The sequence below is a fragment of the Streptomyces sp. OZ13 genome (assembly GCF_052068155.1).
Classification (GTDB): Bacteria; Actinomycetota; Actinomycetes; order Streptomycetales; family Streptomycetaceae; genus Streptomyces.
Genome location: NZ_JBQHCZ010000046.1, coordinates 1 through 1,518, shown reverse-complemented (window position 1 = coordinate 1,518; position 1,518 = coordinate 1). Strand labels below are relative to the sequence as shown.

Genomic DNA, 1,518 nt, shown 5'->3' with positions numbered 1-1,518 from the left:
GGGTCAGTGTTGCAGGCGGCCGTTCACGCGCCGGGGAAGTCCGAGCGGGTTGTCGTCGCGCAGTTCCGGCGGGAGCAGGGCGTGCGGGGTGCTCTGGTAGGTGACCGGGCGGAGCCAGCGTTCGATGGCGGTGGCGCCGACGGAGGTGGAGGTGGAGGTGGTGGCCGGGTAGGGGCCGCCGTGATGCTGCGCCGGGGCGACGGCGACACCGGTGGGCCAGCCGTTGACCAGCACCCGTCCCGCCAGCGGCGTCAACCGGGCCAGCAGCTCACCACCACGCCCCTCCCCCTCACTCTCGGCCGCGGACAGGTGCACGGTCGCGGTCAGATTGCCCGGCAGACGCCCCAGCACCGCATCCACCTCGGCCGGATCACGGTACCGGGCCACCACCGTGACCGGCCCGAAGCACTCCTCCAACAGCACATCATGCGCACCCTCCTCGACCAGCCGACCGGCCGGGACGGTCAAGAACCCCGCCCGCACCCCCCGCTCACCCTCCCCGCCCGGCACCACCGGACACTCCACCCCCGCCAACCCCGCCCGCTCGGCCACCCCGGCCACGAAGTTGTCCCGCATCCGCCCGTCCAGCAACACCCCCGCCGCCGCCTGCGCCACCCCACCCGCCAACGCCTCCACCAACCGGTCCCCCTCCACCGACCCCGGCACCAGCACCAGCCCCGGCTTCACACAGAACTGCCCCACCCCCAACGTCATCGACCCCGCAAGCCCCGCCCCGATCTCCTCCGCCCGCTCCACCGCCGCCGCCTCCGTGACCACCACCGGATTGAGCGACCCCAACTCCCCATGGAACGGAATCGGCACCGGCCGCGCCGCCGCCGCGTCGAACAACGCCCGCCCACCCCGCACCGACCCGGTGAACCCCGCCGCCGCGACCAACGGATGCGACACCAACGCCACCCCCGCCCCGAAACCGTGCACCAGCCCCACCACCCCCGCCGGCAGACCCTGCCCCACCGCCGCCCGCCGCAGCACCCCCGCCACCCGCTCCGACAACCCCGGATGATCCGGATGCGCCTTCACCACCACCGGACACCCCGCCGCCAGCGCACTGGCCGTGTCCCCACCCGCCACCGAGAACGCGAACGGAAAATTCGACGCCGCATACACCGCCACCACACCCAACGGCACCTTGAACCGCCGCAGATCCGGCACCGGCGGCGTCGCCCCCGCATCAGGATGATCAATGATCACCCCCAGGAACGACCCCTCCTCCACCACCTCCGCGAACGCCCGCAACTGGAAACACGTCCGCGCCAGCTCACCACGCAACCGCACCCCACCCAGCGCCGTCTCCGCATCCGCCACCTCCACCAAGGAGTCCCCCGACCCCTCCAGCAGATCCGCCGCCCCCCGCAAGAACCCCGCCCGCACACCACGATCCGCCAGCGAACCCCGCGCCTCCCACGCGGCCCGCACCACAGCGTCCACCTCCCCCACCGACGCCTCCACCCCGACCCGCTCCCGCCGCTTCCCGCTACGGGGGTCGACACTCCAGAC

At 73.5% G+C, this 1,518-nt stretch carries 1 protein-coding gene; it reads right to left on the bottom strand.

All coding sequences use genetic code 11. The features are described 5' to 3' along the window. Positions 1–3: 3 nt before the first annotated feature. The coding region (locus ACTMTU_RS36005; RefSeq protein ID WP_441267638.1) for an aldehyde dehydrogenase (NADP(+)) at positions 4–1,518 on the bottom strand (1,515 nt) is incomplete at its 5' end.